Source organism: Methylobacterium sp. M6A4_1b (assembly GCF_053345175.1).
Window position 1 is genome coordinate 36,219 of sequence record NZ_JBKEZQ010000003.1, and the last position, 14,907, is coordinate 51,125.

The 14,907-nt window shown below is 66.4% G+C and carries 15 protein-coding genes; 8 read left to right on the plus strand and 7 right to left on the minus strand.

All coding sequences use genetic code 11. The features are described 5' to 3' along the window. Positions 1–42 precede the first annotated feature (42 nt). The 5 genes from ACLBWX_RS04140 (at position 43) to ACLBWX_RS04160 (ending at position 3,705) form a co-directional block, all read left to right on the plus strand. Positions 43–453 carry a cytidine deaminase gene (locus tag ACLBWX_RS04140; protein ID WP_447675815.1) on the plus strand — a complete coding sequence of 137 codons (411 nt, stop codon included), beginning with the start codon at positions 43–45 and terminating at the stop codon, positions 451–453. Then, complete coding sequence (locus tag ACLBWX_RS04145) at positions 446–1,279, plus strand: purine-nucleoside phosphorylase (RefSeq protein ID WP_447675816.1); 834 nt, start codon at positions 446–448, stop codon at positions 1,277–1,279. Before ACLBWX_RS04140 ends, ACLBWX_RS04145 begins: the two co-directional genes overlap by 8 nt. After that, complete coding sequence (deoC, locus tag ACLBWX_RS04150) at positions 1,276–2,019, plus strand: deoxyribose-phosphate aldolase (RefSeq protein WP_447675817.1); 744 nt, start codon at positions 1,276–1,278, stop codon at positions 2,017–2,019. Before ACLBWX_RS04145 ends, deoC begins: the two co-directional genes overlap by 4 nt. After that, on the plus strand, positions 2,016–3,329 hold the full coding sequence (gene deoA, locus ACLBWX_RS04155) for a thymidine phosphorylase (protein ID WP_447675818.1): 1,314 nt from the start codon (positions 2,016–2,018) through the stop codon (positions 3,327–3,329). Before deoC ends, deoA begins: the two co-directional genes overlap by 4 nt. 79 nt (positions 3,330–3,408) lie before the next feature. Beyond that, positions 3,409–3,705 (plus strand): hypothetical protein, encoded by a 297-nt coding sequence (locus tag ACLBWX_RS04160; RefSeq protein WP_447675819.1) that lies wholly within the window; start codon positions 3,409–3,411, stop codon positions 3,703–3,705. A gap of 131 nt (positions 3,706–3,836) precedes the next feature. On the opposite strand, the gene ACLBWX_RS04165 is transcribed toward ACLBWX_RS04160, so the two are convergent. From ACLBWX_RS04165 to dnaK, 3 genes are all read right to left on the minus strand, one after another. Next, entirely contained in the window at positions 3,837–4,472 is a 636-nt protein-coding gene (locus ACLBWX_RS04165; RefSeq protein ID WP_447675820.1) for a class I SAM-dependent methyltransferase, read from the minus strand. A 179-nt stretch (positions 4,473–4,651) separates the two neighbouring features. Beyond that, positions 4,652–5,812, minus strand: a complete 1,161-nt coding sequence (dnaJ, locus tag ACLBWX_RS04170) for a molecular chaperone DnaJ (protein ID WP_447675821.1) — start codon at positions 5,810–5,812, stop codon at positions 4,652–4,654. Between the two features lie 154 nt (positions 5,813–5,966). Continuing rightward, positions 5,967–7,880 (minus strand): molecular chaperone DnaK, encoded by a 1,914-nt coding sequence (dnaK, locus tag ACLBWX_RS04175; protein WP_447676055.1) that lies wholly within the window; start codon positions 7,878–7,880, stop codon positions 5,967–5,969. Between the two features lie 442 nt (positions 7,881–8,322). Between dnaK and ACLBWX_RS04180 the strand changes: the two genes are divergently transcribed. After that, positions 8,323–9,294: a hypothetical protein gene (locus ACLBWX_RS04180; RefSeq protein ID WP_447675822.1), complete on the plus strand. Its 972-nt coding sequence runs from the start codon at positions 8,323–8,325 to the stop codon at positions 9,292–9,294. A 10-nt stretch (positions 9,295–9,304) separates the two neighbouring features. Here the strand turns inward: ACLBWX_RS04180 and ACLBWX_RS04185 are convergent, their stop codons facing one another. Then, positions 9,305–9,913, minus strand: a complete 609-nt coding sequence (locus ACLBWX_RS04185) for a YqgE/AlgH family protein (protein ID WP_447675823.1) — start codon at positions 9,911–9,913, stop codon at positions 9,305–9,307. 216 nt (positions 9,914–10,129) lie between these two features. Between ACLBWX_RS04185 and ACLBWX_RS04190 the strand changes: the two genes are divergently transcribed. Continuing rightward, a complete protein-coding gene (locus ACLBWX_RS04190) occupies positions 10,130–10,612 on the plus strand; it encodes a redoxin family protein (RefSeq protein WP_447675824.1) in 483 nt (160 codons plus the stop codon). Between the two features lie 102 nt (positions 10,613–10,714). Here ACLBWX_RS04190 and thrB read toward each other — a convergent pair whose 3' ends face one another. The 3 genes from thrB to ACLBWX_RS04205 form a co-directional block, all read right to left on the minus strand. After that, on the minus strand, positions 10,715–11,695 hold the full coding sequence (thrB, locus tag ACLBWX_RS04195; RefSeq protein ID WP_447675825.1) for a homoserine kinase: 981 nt from the start codon (positions 11,693–11,695) through the stop codon (positions 10,715–10,717). Between the two features lie 89 nt (positions 11,696–11,784). Further along, positions 11,785–12,786 carry a 4-hydroxy-3-methylbut-2-enyl diphosphate reductase gene (gene ispH, locus ACLBWX_RS04200; RefSeq protein WP_447676056.1) on the minus strand — a complete coding sequence of 334 codons (1,002 nt, stop codon included), beginning with the start codon at positions 12,784–12,786 and terminating at the stop codon, positions 11,785–11,787. Positions 12,787–12,922: 136 nt separating this feature from the next. Further along, the gene (locus ACLBWX_RS04205) at positions 12,923–14,347 is read right to left on the minus strand and encodes an aminotransferase-like domain-containing protein (RefSeq protein ID WP_447675826.1); all 1,425 of its coding nucleotides are present in this window, start codon (positions 14,345–14,347) and stop codon (positions 12,923–12,925) included. A gap of 119 nt (positions 14,348–14,466) precedes the next feature. On the opposite strand from ACLBWX_RS04205, the gene ACLBWX_RS04210 reads away from it, so the two are divergent. Further along, positions 14,467–14,796, plus strand: a complete 330-nt coding sequence (locus ACLBWX_RS04210) for a DUF1127 domain-containing protein (protein WP_447675827.1) — start codon at positions 14,467–14,469, stop codon at positions 14,794–14,796. Positions 14,797–14,907: the final 111 nt, after the last annotated feature.

Below are 14,907 nucleotides of genomic sequence, written 5' to 3' on the forward strand. Positions count from 1 at the left end.
TTGGTGCCTAAGTCGGGCGATGCCGCGCAACGTTCCGCCCCGATGAGTCCGGACCTGTCCCGCCTGTTCGAGGCCGCCCGCGCGGCGCAGGCGCGGGCCTATGCGCCCTACTCGCGCTTTCCCGTCGGCGCGGCGCTCCGCGACGAATCGGGCGCCGTCCATGCCGGCTGCAACGTCGAGAACGCGGCCTATCCGGTGGGGACCTGCGCCGAGGCCGGCGCCATCGCCGCCATGGTGGCGGCGGGCGGGCGCCGGATCGCCGCGATGCTGGTCCTCGGCCCGGGGCCGGGCCTCGTGACCCCCTGCGGCGCCTGCCGCCAGCGCATCCGGGAATTCGCCGGGCCGGAGGTCCGGGTCCACGTCGCCGACGCGGCGGACATCCGCGCCGCTTTTTCCGTCGGGGCGCTGCTGCCCGATTCCTTCGGCCCGGACAACCTGGTGTCCCATGCGTGAGCCGGAGCCGGGTGTCCAGGCCGCCGCCGGACTTCTGCGCGCGCAGGGGTTCGGCGGACCGTTCGCCTGCGCCATCGTCACCGGCACGGGTCTCGGCGGATTCGTGCGTGACCTCGACACGACCCTCTCGGTATCCTACGCCCAGATTCCGGGGTTTCCGGCCCCGCGCGTGAGCGGCCATGGCGGCCGCCTCCATGCCGGGCGGCTCGCGGGGCGCCGGGTCCTCGTCTTCGAGGGGCGCGCCCACGCCTACGAGGCGGGCGACGCCGCCGTCATGCGGGTGCCCCTCGCCGTCGCCCAAGTCCTCGGCGCAGAAGCGCTTCTCCTCACCAACGCCGCCGGCTCCCTGCGGCCGGCGGTCGGTCCCGGCAGCCTCGTGGCACTCACGGACCACATCAACCTCTCCGGCCTCAACCCCCTGATCGGCGAGGCCAGCGACGCCCGCTTCGTGCCCATGGTCGGGGCCTACGACGCCGGCCTTCGCGCCCATCTCGTTGAAGCCGCACGGGAATCCGGGATCGCCCTGCATCAGGGGGTCTATGCCTGGTTCTCCGGCCCGAGCTTCGAGACCCCGGCGGAAGTCCGCATGGCCGGCCATCTCGGGGCCGACCTCGTCGGCATGTCGACGGTCCCGGAGGTCATCCTCGCCCGCTTCTACGGCCTGCCCGTCGCCGCCCTCTCGGTGGTGACCAACCTCGGCGCCGGCATCGGCGACGGCGATCCCCACCACGCGGAGACCAAGGCCGCCGCGGCCCGGGCCGGCGACGCTCTCGCCCGCCTCGTCGCCGCCTTCGTCACCCGCCTGCCTGCGAGTGCCCCCCGATGACCGACGCCGCCTCCATCGCCCGACGCGCCCTGCCCCTTCTGGATCTCACCGACCTCGGCGATTCCTGCTCCGAGGCCGACATCGACAGGCTCTGCCGCGACGCTCGGGCCAGCGCGGTCGCCGCCGTCTGCGTCTGGCCGCACTACGTGACCCACGCCGCCCGGCTGCTCGCCGGATCGCCTGTGCGCGTCGCCACCGTCATCAACTTCCCCGCCGGCGGCGACGACATCGAGCGGGCCGTGGAGGACACGACCGAGGCGCTCGCCGACGGCGCCCATGAGATCGACCTCGTCCTGCCCTATCGCAGCTTCCTGGCCGGCGAGACCGGTCGGTCGCAGGCCATGCTCGCCGCGGTCCGAGACGTCTGCGATGCCGGTCGGCTGCTCAAGGTCATCCTCGAGACCGGCGCCCTGGCGGTCCCGGAGGTCATCGCCGCCGCGAGCCGCCTCGCCATCGCGTCGGGAGCGGATTTCATCAAGACCTCCACGGGCAAGAGCCCGGTCTCCGCCACCCCGGCGGCGGCCGAGGCGATGCTCTTCGCCATCCGGGACCACGCCGCGGGGCATCCCGTCGGCCTCAAGGTCTCGGGCGGCCTGCGCAGCGTCGCCGATACCGGATCCTACCTCGCCCTCGCGGACCGGATCATGGGACCGGACTGGATCTCGCCCCGGACCTTCCGCCTCGGTGCCAGCAGCCTGCACGCGGCCCTGGTCGCGGCCTCCGCCGAAGTCGCCCCATGAGGCTGCCGCAGGAGCTCATCCGCGCCAAGCGCGACGGCGGGGAGATCCCGTCCGACGAGATCGCGGGCTTCATCCTGGGCCTGACGGAGGGACGGGTCACCGAGGGACAGGCCGCAGCCTTCGCCATGGCGGTCTACTTCCGAGGCCTGTCGCGTTCGGAACGCGTGGCGCTGACGCGAGCGATGACCGAGTCCGGCACCGTCCTCACGTGGGATCTGCCTGGGCCCGTCCTCGACAAGCACTCGTCTGGCGGGGTCGGCGACGCCGTCAGCCTCGCGCTCGCGCCCATGGTCGCGGCCTGCGGGGGCTACGTGCCGATGATCTCGGGCCGCGGCCTCGGGCATACTGGCGGCACCCTCGACAAGCTCGCGAGTATCCCGGGCTACGACGCGATGCCGGGTCTCGACCGCTTCCGGCGGGTCACCGCGGAGGTCGGCTGCGCCATCATCGGGCAGACGGCCGATCTCGCGCCGGCGGATCGGCGCCTCTACGCGATCCGCGACGTGACCGGTACGGTCGAGTCTCTTGATCTGATCACCGCCTCCATCCTGTCGAAGAAACTCGCCGCCGGCCTCGACGGACTCGTGATGGATGTGAAGACGGGCTCGGGAGCGTTCATGGCCGAGCGTGCCCAGGCCCAGGGTCTCGCGCGCAGCATCGTCGATGTCGCGGGCGGGGCAGGCCTACGCACGGTGGCGCTGATCACCGACATGGATTCGCCCCTCGCCTCGGCCGCCGGAAACGCTTTGGAGGTGACCTACACCCTCGACTATCTGACCGGCCGCGCACGCGAGCCGGCCTTTCACGCGGTCACGCTGGCTCTTGCCGCAGAGATGCTGATGGTCGGCGGACTCAGCTCCGACCTCACCGAAGCCTCCACTCGATTGGAGGAGGCTCTGAGTTCGGGACGCGCGATCGAGATTTTCGCCCGGATGGTCGCCGCGCTCGGCGGACCCGCCGACCTCGTCGAACGGATGGGGGCTTACCTGCCGCCGTCACCGGTCGTGCGGGCCATTCTGGCGGAGGCGGACGGCTTCGTCGCCTCGGTCGCAACGCGGGACCTGGGCATCGCGGTGATCGGACTCGGCGGGGGCCGAACCCGGCCGCAGGACGACATTGATCCGCGCGTCGGCCTCACCGGTCTGCCGCGCGTGGGAGCCAGGATCGCTCGCGGTCAGCCGCTCGCGACGATCCATGCCCCGGATATTCAGACGGCCGAGCGGGCCGAAGCCATCCTTCGGTCGGCGTATCGCATTGCTCCGGCGCCGTCGGCATCAGGACCCGCGATCCTGGAGCGGATTACGGGATAGGCCGGTACCAGACTCTCGCGTTGAACCCCGACCGAAAGGATCGCCACGCTCAGTAGTCGTAGCGGCCGTGTCCGCGGTGATGATGATGGTGATGCCGGTCCCAGCCACGGTGATGATCCCAGCCGTGATGGCGGTGACCCCATCCCTGATGGCGGCCGCGGTGGCCATAGTCGTGATCGTGATGATGGTGCCGGTGATGGCCCCATTCGCGATGGCCACCCCAGTACTGGACAGATGTGATGGCGCTCTGCTGATCGCCAAGCATGGGCGTCGCCAAGGGCGCGGACTGCGCCGTAGTTGCGGCTGCGGCGAGGCCTCCGGCCAGGGTCACAGCAACGAACAGGGCTTTCAGTCTCCGGGAGGAACCGGCGCGTGAAGTGGGCATCGTGAAACTCCTGTTTCGTTCGCGAAGACGAAAATCACCCGTCACGATACGAATAGGAGATCAGCACTGAACCCACCCTGATAGTGCCCTTCAGCCTGCGTTCGGAAAAGCCGGTGTTGCGCTCATGGTCGGCGATAGACCCAGACGCGAGCCGGCGGCAGGTTCAGCCAAACCCTATTCGAACGGCTGGCTGTGTAAGTGCCGGCATCGCAGCGCGCCGGGATCGGCGGAACTACGGCGTAGGTAAACTGCACAAAGGGCGCGCTCGGATGCATCATCTCGTGGGCAGCGTTCAGGAGGTCGAGACGCTGTTCAAGCGGCTTCGTAAACAGCGGTAGACTCGAGACCATTGCCGCCGCTTTCTCCTTCAGCATCGTACCGAAGGTCTCGCGAATGTTGTAGGCGTCGCCCCGCAGGATGGTGGCCCGGGGGAAGCGTTTCTGCAGCAGCTTGCAGAAGTCGGGATTGTACTCCACCAGGATCAGGCGCTCTTGCTCAATGCCGCGTCGGATCAGCGCCTCGGTGACGGGGCCTGTCCCCGGACCGAGTTCTATGACCGGTCCGGGGACGCGGGGGTCGACATAGGAAGCCATCGTGCGGGCAAGCATCCTGCCCGACGGTGTTACGGCCCCTGTAACGAGGGGCCGCTCGAACCAAGAACGCAGGAAGCGAGCCTCGTCCTCCAGCGGGTCCCGCTTCGTACGGTTGGCACCGGAGGCGGGGTCGGCTTTTGCGCTGAAGCGGCGGAGCGGCGGCAAGACCCTATGTCCTTAGATCACGGGTTGGGAAGGAAAGGCTAGACGACGAAGCTCTCCGACAGTCAAGCTTGCAACCCTCGAACGCGCCCCAGCGCTCACAAGGATTGCGGAAGCGGTGCCAGTCCGCCACATGCGACAACCGTGGCCGAACGGGTTTTGATCCGCAGGATATTGCAAATCTACGTCCTGGCCGCTCCGCCGAGCCCGTCAAAGAAGTCTTTGACTTTGGAGAAAAAGCCGGCGCTCTCAGGGTGATTCTCGTCAGAGGCCGATTGATCGAACTCCTGAAGCAATTCGCGCTGGCGCTTCGAGAGGTTCTGCGGGGTCTCGACGAACACCTGGATGTAGAGGTCGCCCACATCCCGCGATCGCAGCACCGGCATGCCCTTTCCCTTGATACGGAACTGCTTCGCCGTCTGGGTGCCGGCGGGGATGCGAACCTGGGTCTGCGAGCCGTCGATGACCGGGACGGTGATCTCGCCCGAAAGGGCCGCGGAGACCATCGAGATCGGGACGCGGCAAAACAGATCGGCCCCGTCGCGTTGAAAGAACTCGTGCGGCTTGATCGAGAGGAAGACGTAGAGATCGCCAGCCGGACCTCCGCGAAGGCCCGTCTCGCCCTCCCCGGCCAAGCGAATGCGCAGGCCATCATCAACACCGGCTGGAACGTTGATCGATAAGGAGCGCTCGCGCGTCACCCGGCCCGCGCCGCTGCAGGCGCCGCAGGGATCGTCGATCACCTCGCCGCGACCGTGGCAGTTCGGACAGGTGCGCTCGATCGCAAAGAAGCCTTGCGCCGCGCGGATGCGGCCGTAGCCGCCGCAGGTCTGACAAGGACGCGGCTTGGAACCGGCCTTGGCTCCCGAGCCCGAGCAGACTTCGCAGGTGACCGAGGTAGCCATCTTGATGGTCTCGGCCTTTCCGCTGAAGGCCTCTTCGAGAGAGATCTCGAGATTGTAGCGCAGGTCCGCACCGCGCTCGCGGGTCGGGCCACCACGTGCCCCACCGCGCCCGGGAGCGGCGCCGGCCCGACCGTCTCCGAAGAAGTTGTCGAAGATGTCCGACATGAAGTCGCCGAACTCGTTGCCGAATCCGGGGCCGCCGGCGCCACCCTGCTGAAAGGCGGCGTGACCGAAGCGGTCATAGGCGGCTCGCTTCTGTCCGTCGGAGAGGCATTGATAGGCCTCGTTAATTTCCTTGAACTTGAGCTCGGCCTCCGCATTCCCCGGATTTCGATCCGGGTGGTAGGTCATGGCGAGCTTGCGGAAGGCGACTTTCATCTCGCCGTCGGTTGCGGTCTTGGAGACGCCCAGGATCTCGTAATAGTCCCGCTTCGACATTCCCGTCCTCAAAGTCCACCGGCGCGACGATCCAACGAGATCACGCCGTCCTCGTCATATACGGTGCTCTCGATACCCGCTCGGCTCCGCCCCTGGTGCAAGCCGGACATGGCACGGGGCCAGATTGCTCCGGCCCCGTCTTCAGATGCAGGCGTTATGCCCGCTTTTTCTGATCCTTGTCATCGACTTCCTGGAAGTCGGCGTCGATGACATCGTCCTTCTTCGCCTCACCAGCGCTGGCTTCGGCGCCTGCCTCACCAGCCTGATTGGCGGCGTACATTGCCTCGCCGAGCTTCATCGAGGCCTGCATCACGTCGGTTGTGCGTGCCTTGATCACCTCCACGTCGTCTCCGTCAAGAGCGGTGCGGAGCGCCGTGATCGCGGTTTCGATGGCGCCCTTGTCGTCGGCGGAGACCTTGTCGCCGTACTCCTTGACCGACTTCTCGGTGGCGTGGATCAGGCTTTCGCCCTGGTTCTTCACCTCGACGAGTTCGCGGCGCTTCTTGTCCGCCTCGGCATTCGCCTCGGCGTCCTTGACCATCCGCTCAATGTCGGCATCCGACAGGCCGCCAGAGGCCTGGATGCGGATCTGGTGCTCCTTGTTCGTCGCCTTGTCCTTGGCCGTCACGTTGACGATGCCGTTGGCGTCGATGTCGAAGGTCACCTCGATCTGCGGCATGCCGCGCGGGGCCGGCGGGATGCCCATCAGGTCGAACTGGCCGAGCATCTTGTTGTCGGCTGCCATCTCGCGCTCACCCTGGAAGACCCGGATGGTGACCGCGTTCTGGTTGTCCTCGGCCGTCGAGAAGGTCTGCGACTTCTTCGTCGGGATCGTGGTGTTGCGGTCGATGAGCCGCGTGAACACGCCGCCGAGCGTCTCGATGCCCAGCGACAGCGGGGTCACGTCGAGGAGCAGAACGTCCTTGACGTCGCCCTGAAGCACGCCGGCCTGGACCGCCGCGCCGATGGCAACGACCTCATCCGGGTTGACGCCCTTATGGGGCTCCTTGCCGAAGAACGACTTTACGACTTCTTGGATCTTCGGCATGCGGATCATGCCGCCGACCAGAACCACTTCGTCGATCTCGGAGGCCGAGACTCCGGCGTCCTTGAGCGCCTTGCGGCAAGGCTCGATCGTGCGCTGGACCAAGTCGTCTACGAGGGACTCGAATTTCGCGCGGCTCAGCTTGAGCGCGAGGTGCTTCGGGCCCGTGGCATCGGCCGTGATGTAAGGCAAGTTGATTTCCGTCTGCGTCGCCGAGGACAGCTCGATCTTAGCCTTCTCAGCGGCCTCCTTGAGACGCTGGAGGGCGAGCTTATCCTTTGTCAGGTCGATACCCTGCTCACGCTTGAACTCGCTCGTCAGATATTCGACCACGCGGTTGTCGAAATCTTCACCGCCGAGGAAGGTATCGCCATTGGTGGACTTCACCTCGAACACGCCGTCGCCGATCTCGAGGATCGAGACGTCGAAGGTGCCGCCGCCGAGGTCGTAGACCGCGATGGTGCCGGCCTTCTTCTTGTCGAGGCCATAGGCGAGCGCGGCCGCAGTCGGCTCGTTGATGATGCGCAGCACCTCGAGGCCGGCGATCTTGCCGGCATCCTTGGTGGCTTGGCGCTGAGCATCGTTGAAATAGGCAGGTACCGTGATGACCGCCTGGGTCACAGGCTGGCCGAGATGCGCCTCTGCCGTTTCCTTCATCTTCTGCAGAGTGAAGGCGGAGATCTGCGAGGGGGAGTATTTTTTGCCGTCTGCCTCGACCCAGGCGTCGCCGTTGTCACCACGGACGATCTTGTAGGGGACGAGGCCCTTGTCCTTCTGCGTCATCGGATCGTCGTAGGTGCGACCCACGAGACGCTTGATCGCGAAGAAGGTACGCTCGGGGTTCGTGACCGCCTGGCGCTTGGCCGGCTGACCGACGAGACGCTCGCCCTCGTCGGTGAACGCGACGATGGACGGCGTGGTGCGCGCGCCTTCCGAATTCTCGACGACCTTGGGCTGCGTGCCTTCCATGACGGCCACGCAGGAATTGGTGGTGCCGAGGTCGATACCGATTACCTTACCCATGGTGGGATCCCTCTGTTGTCGTTTGGTCAAGCAGACCGCCGAGCCCCGAAGCAGCTCGGCCCATGGCTGTGCAAAACTGATTGTGTGAGAACGGGTTTGAGCACCGGTTCGCACCCCGGAATGGTGCAGAGCCGGGTCTTAATCCCGCGTCTCGGCCGATATAAGAAGGGTGTCGCGACGCCGCAAGGCGACGCACCGCGACGAGGTGCGTCCGAACCGTTCGTTCTGCGTTATCCCCCTCATCGCCCTGGACTTCGGGGCGACCCGCTGACATCTCGGAGGCCATCTGCGCGCCTATGGTACCGGCTTCGCTCACCTGCACCATGAACGATGATAACCATCGTCGCCGTCATGGCAGGTTGGTTCGCACATGGTAAGTGGTGTGTGAGCGTGCTTGGCTGCGCATCCCGTCGCTTCCACGGAAATAGGCCCGAAAGTTTCGATGCGTCTGACCCGCGTACTCCTTCTCCTGCCGGTGCTGGCAGCCATTCCGCATCCGGCCTGTGCGCAATCGTTCTTCGAGGAATTGTTCGGGATCGGGCGGGCGGCGAGGCCGCCGGTGCCCCCGCGTGGTGTCCCTACCGCTCCGCCGGCGCCGGTGCCGGGCGTGCCGGGTGACGGCGCCCCGCCCTCCTCTGTCGAGGTGCCTAGGGCGCCGCCGGTTCCGCGCCAGCCCGTCGTCCTGAGGGCTCCGTCCGAGGACAACGTGATGGGGCAAGAACTGTTGCTCAACGGGTTGAGCGGCAGCCTGAAGGTGGAACGCGCGGGTACTGGGGCCACGGCCCGCATCGTACTACCGGGCAACAAGATTTCACAGCCGGTGGAGACCTGCAAGGTGCCGCTGAACGCCGGCTCGCCGCTGGCTCTCTCTTCGGAAGGGCGACCCGAAGGTTTGGGCCGGTTCGAGGTTTCGGGTGGCGAATGCCCCCTGAGGCTCGACGTACTCGACGGTGCCGTTCTGGTGAAGTCGCTCTCCAGTCCCGTCTGCACCTTCGCGGCAGCCGATTGTGCGACGACACCGACCGGCCTTTGGGGGCCGGCGGCTGCGACGCTCATTCCACGAGCCGGTGAGTTCGAGGCCGCACGCGGCGGCGCCGACCGTGCGGTGCGGGAAAACTACAAGCTGATGAGCCAGCGCCTGCGCGGTCCGGAACTCCGCCCCGTCGTAACCGAGCAGGCGGCCTTCTCCTCTGATCGCGAGCAGATGTGCCGAACCTATGCCCGTGAGGGCGCGCACGGGTTCTGCAATCTGCGCTTCACCGAGGCCCGGGCCCTCGCTCTCGCCACCCGCCTCGGCGTGAACACAAGCACCGCGGCACCGAGCGCCTCGGCGGCTCCGCCCCGCCTGCGACGCAAGCCGCCGGTCGAAGGCATGAACCCGGATTCGGGTGGCGCCCCCCTTGCTGATCAATAGCCATCAATGCTCAGCTGTGGCCGGCGCTGACCGAGAGCATCGCCAAGTCGATACCGTTGTTGCGCAGTGTGCGATCGTACTTCGCGTCGAGGGCGGTGTGGAAGATCATGTCGGGGTCGGCTGGACAGACCAGCCAGCCGTTGGCCAGGATCTCGTTCTCAAGCTGTCCAGCCTGCCAGCCGGCATAGCCAAGAGCCAGGACCGCGCTGGCTGGACCGTCTCCCGCCGCGATCGCCCGGAGGATGTCCACCGTCGCCGTGAGGCAGATCCCATCGTCGATGATCAACGTGGATTGGTCGATGTGGAAGTCGTCGGTGTGGAGGACGAAGCCGCGCTTTGCGTCCACCGGTCCGCCCATCAGCACCGGCATGTGACCGACGCGCTCGCGTAGCCGGATCGCGTCGGTCTCGCTCGCGATATCGAGCTGGATCAGCAGATCGGGCATGTTCAGGTCGGAGACGGCCTTGTTGAGGATGATCCCCATCGCCCCGTCGGCGGAGTGCGCGCACAGATAGATCACCGACCGGGCGAAGCGCGAATCCGCCATGCCCGGCATCGCTACGAGAAACTGACCGTCTAGATAGGCGGGGTCACCCGCACGGGCCTGAGAACGCTGCATCCAACCATGCTACGCGGGCAGGCCGCGTTGTCCAGAGCATGGCACGCCATCGGATCGATATCCATTGCATCGCGGCGATCGAACCTCGACAGGCTAACTCCTGCGAGCTAGACGGTTTTCCGTGTGTCGGAACGTCGTGCCGGCCGAGTGCAACGATGTGGCAAGGACCGAGGCGCCGCTGCTGCGGATGCCCCGGCGATCTCAAGGAGACGACGGATGACCATTCAGGTTGGCGACCACCTCCCCCAGGTCACGTTCCGCGTGAGTGGAACGGACGGTCCGGAAGCCAAGACCACCGACGACCTGTTCAAGGGCCGCCGCGTCGTTCTCGTCGGCGTGCCCGGCGCGTTCACGCCGAGCTGTCATCGCAACCACTTGCCTGGCTTTGTCGAGAAGCAGGCCGAGATCAAAGCGCGGGGCGTCGACGCCATCGCGGTCACCTCGGTCAACGACGTGTTCGTGCTCGACGCGTGGCAGAAGGCGAGCGGCGCTGAGCCGCTCGAGTTCCTCGCCGACGGCAATGCCGAGTTCGCCAAGGCGATCGGCCTCGATATGGATGGCGCCGGCTTCGGACTAGGCACCCGTTCGAAGCGCTATGCCATGCTCGTCGAGGACGGTGTCGTGCGCGTTCTCAATGTAGAGGATTCTCCGGCCAAGACGGAGCTGTCCGGCGCTGAAGCGCTCCTCAAGGTCATCTGACCATTCGCCGACGGATGTTTTACATCCGTCGGCATTCGGCCGCACCATCCCGGATACCGGAAGGTTCGCCGGGAGGGATTGCCGAGCGATCAGCGGAACTCGTTAGGAACGCTGGTTCGAGTGGGTCCAGCCATAGTTCTGAGCATCGGTCGCACTGCGATGGAATGTCAGCCGGCGGTCGTACTCCAGCGGGTCTTTCGGCTGGACTAGGGCGCCGGCGGGCACGTTGAGCCAGTCGACGAGCCGGGTCAGCATGAAGCGCAGGGCCGCCCCCCGGCATAGGATGGGCAGTGCCGCGACCTCTGCCGGAACGAGAGGGCGCACCGCCTCGTAGCCGGCGATCAGGGCCGCCCCCATATTTCGGTCGAATGTGCCGTTGGCCTCGAAACACCAAGCGTTGAGGCAGATCGCCAAGTCGTACGCGAACGCGTCGGTACAGGCGAAATAGAAGTCGATCAGGCCCGACAACTCATCGCCGATGAAGAACACGTTGTCTGTAAAGAGGTCGGCGTGGATCACGCCGGATGGCAGGCCTGTCGGCCAATCGTCCTGCAGGACGGTGAGATCGGCGAGGACTCGGTCGGTGAGGCCGGGTGATACGGTGTCCGCCTGGGGTTCCGCGAGGCGGAACAGTGGTTCCCAGGCGCCCACGGACAGATTGTTGGCCCGTTGCATGCTGAAATCGGCGCCCGCGGCGTGCAGGCCGGCAAGGGCGCGGCCCAGTGCACGGCAATGATCCAGGCCGGGCCTCTTCACCGAGACACCGTCGAGGAAGGTGACGATCACTGCGGGCCGCCCGCAGAGCTCTCTGAGCGCCTCGCCCGCGCGGTCACGGATCGGCTGCGGGCAAGCGAGTCCTCGCGCGGCGAGGTGATCCATCAGGTTGAGGAAGAACGGCAGATCGTCGGCCCGGACCCGCTTCTCGTAGAGCGTGAGGATGAACGAGCCGCCCGTCGTGTGGAGGTAGAAGTTGGTGTTCTCAACACCTTCGGCGATGCCTTTGTAGGAAAGCAGCGTGCCGATGTCGTAGGCGGACAGGAAGGCGGTCAGCGCCGCGTCGGAGACCTCGGTATAGACAGCCACGTCACGTTCGCTTGAATTTCCGGGGACGAAATGGACAGAGGCGCCGAACGGCGCCTCTGCTGACGATGGAATTCCTGAGGGCCGGACGCCTATTCGGCGGCCTCGCTGCGCAGTTCGCGCGGCAGCGGAAAGGACATGTCCTCGACCACCGTCGAGACCGTATCCACCGTCACAGTGTAGCGAGCCGCGAAGGCATCGATGATTTCTTCCACCAGCACTTCCGGAGCGGACGCGCCAGCCGTGAGACCGAGCTTGCGGATACCCTCGAAGGCGGGCCAATCGATCTCCTCGGCACGGAGCACCAAACGGGTGATCGGGCAACCGACGCGCTCGGCGACCTCGCGCAGGCGCTGCGAGTTCGAGGAATTCGACGAGCCGACCACGATGACCGCATCAACGAGCGGCGCCACCTGCTTCACCGCTTCCTGACGGTTGGTGGTGGCGTAACAGATGTCGTCCTTGTGTGGACCGGTGATGGTCGGGAACTTCTTCTTCAGAGCTTCGACAATGTGGTGCGTGTCGTCCACCGACAGGGTCGTCTGCGTCACCCAGGCGAGGTTGTCGCGGTTCTCCGGCTCCAGGGCGGCGATCTGCTCCAGATCCTCGACCAGGGTGATAGAGCCCTTGGGCAACTGACCCATGGTTCCGACCACCTCGGGATGTCCGGAATGGCCGACGAGCAGCACATGGCGGCCGCGCTTATGATGGATCTCAGCCTCGCGGTGGACTTTGGTCACCAGCGGGCAGGTGGCGTCGATGGTGGTGAGACCACGGGAATCCGCGTTGTGCGGCACGGTTTTGGCGACGCCGTGGGCCGAGAAGATCACCGGGGCGGAGCCGTCCGGAACCTCGTCGAGCTCGCGCACGAACACTGCGCCCTTCCGCTTCAGGCTCTCGACCACGTACTTGTTGTGGACGATCTCATGCCGAACGTAGACCGGGGGTCCATAGATGGCGAGTGCACGCTCGACCACATCGATCGCCCGCACGACGCCGGCGCAGAACCCGCGCGGTGCGCAGAGCAGGATCTCCAGGGGCGGCTTGACCGCATCGCCGGGGGCGGGGGAAGTCGTCAGATTCGCGTCGCTCATGATAGCCGGGATGTGGCGAGGCGGGGACGCCCCTGTCAACCTGTCATAGCGGAAAACTCCTGCGCGGGCACCCACGGTCCGATGAAAGCGGGTCCGCGTGGCGCGCAGGACCCGGAAAGTCCCTTGAAAATCGGCCTCAGGCCGCTCGCGTGGACGTGGCCGCCGCGCAGTCGGCAAGGGAGGCCTCCAGCATGGGGATCATGCGCGGGTCGGCACATTGCGCCACGTTGAACCGTAGGAAGCTGTTGCCGACCGATGATGGGCTGAAAGCCCCCCCCGGGGCGAGGACGAGCCCGCGCGCGAGGGCATGTCGGGCGATGTCCGCCGAATCTGCGCCGACGGGAAGGCGCATCCAGAGGAAGAACCCACCGGACGGCTCCAGCCAGGCACTGAGTCCGCATCCCTCCAGCCGGCGTAGGGCCGGCGCCATCGCTCGACCCAGTTTTTCTCGGACTTCCGAGAGGTGCCGACGGTAGGTTCCGTCGGTCAGAAGGCCGTGCATGAGGCTCGCGGACAGATGGCTGTTGCCCAGGCTCATGGCGAGCTTGAGGTCGATGAGGGGCTCCACCCAATCCTCGCGCAGCGCGATGTACCCGCAGCGAATGGCTGCCGAGAGGGTCTTGGAGAAGCTGCCGATCTGAATCACGCGCTCCAGCCCGTCAAAGCCAGCGAGCCGCGGGGAGGGCTCACCTTCAAAATCGCCGAAGATGTCGTCCTCGATGATCAGTGTGTCATGCGCTTCAGCGAGCTTCAGGATGCGGTGCGCGATCGCCGGTGCCAGTGTCGACCCTGTCGGGTTCTGGAGCGCGGAGTTGATGACGTAGAAGCGCGGCCGATGCTCGGCGAGCAGCGTCGCGAGGGCATTGAGGTCCGGGCCGTTCGGCGTCATCGGCACGCCGACGATCCGAGCGCGCTGTGCGCGAAGCAGTCCGTGGTAGTTGAAGTAACAGGGGTCATCCACCAGAACGGTGTCGCCCGGTTCGAGAAGGAACCGGCAGAGCAGGTCGAGGGCCTGCGTCGCGGAGTCGACCAGAACGACCTGATCGGCCCTGGCCTCGACCCCCTTCTCCGCGAGCCGACGGGCGATCTGCGCGCGCAGCGGCGGGAAGCCGAGGGGCTGGTCGTGTGAGACGAGGTTCGTCTCGGAGCCGCGTGCGAGCTGGCGCAGGCCGCGTCGGATCGCGTCGTCGGGCATCCAGGCGGGCGGCAGCCAGCCGGAGCCAGGCATCACAAGGTCCGGGCCGGCCTGCATCGACTGCCGCGTGATCCAGAGTGGGTCCACTGCGCGGTCGAGTTGGGGGCCCACCGTTTTGAGGCAAAGCGGACGCGTCTTGCCCGCCACGTAGAAACCCGAGCCCCGTCGCGCCACGATGGCGCCCTCCGCACCCAATCGATCATAGGCGTCCACCACCGTCGATTTCGACACGCCCATCGCCGCCGCGAAGGCGCGGACTGACGGCAGGCGAGCGCCCGGTATCAGCTGGCGGCTCGCGATCCGCTCCGTGATCGCCGCCGCGACAGTCTCAACCAAGGTGGACGCGGACACGGGTGGGGCCTTCATCTGTCCTGCTCCTCGTACCGGACAATTCAGTCGTATCGTACTGGATTGTCCCTGTCTCGGCCAGTCGCCTTCCCGCATGGTCCCGGTATCTGCACGCGGATCAGGAAAGCACGCACACCATGGACGGCCTCACCACTCAGCCCGTTGCATCCGTCACCCATGGCAGGACCTCGTCCACCCTGGCATTAATTAGATCGTGGCTGATGCGTGGGGCGGGGGTCGCCGCCGCCGGGATGTCGCGTGCCGCAATCAATCGCCGGGTCGTGCGGCAATTGTCGGTGATGTCGGACCGCGAACTCCGGGACATCGGTCTCGTCCGTCAAGACGTGCTGGATTCCGAGATGTTACTTTTGGAAGGCGATGCTTCGAGCTTCCTGGTGGGTCGCCGAGACGAGCGCCGAGCCGGTCGCCGGGTTCCCCGCGGTCACTGGCCTCCACGGCGGATCTGAGACGAAATCCGGAAAGGTGCCGATTCGCACCGCGGGAGGCTTGCCGGACCGTTTGCGGGAGGCGGCCCGTCTTCCCGGGCGTGACGGCTGGTCTCCCGCTCGTTAAGACGG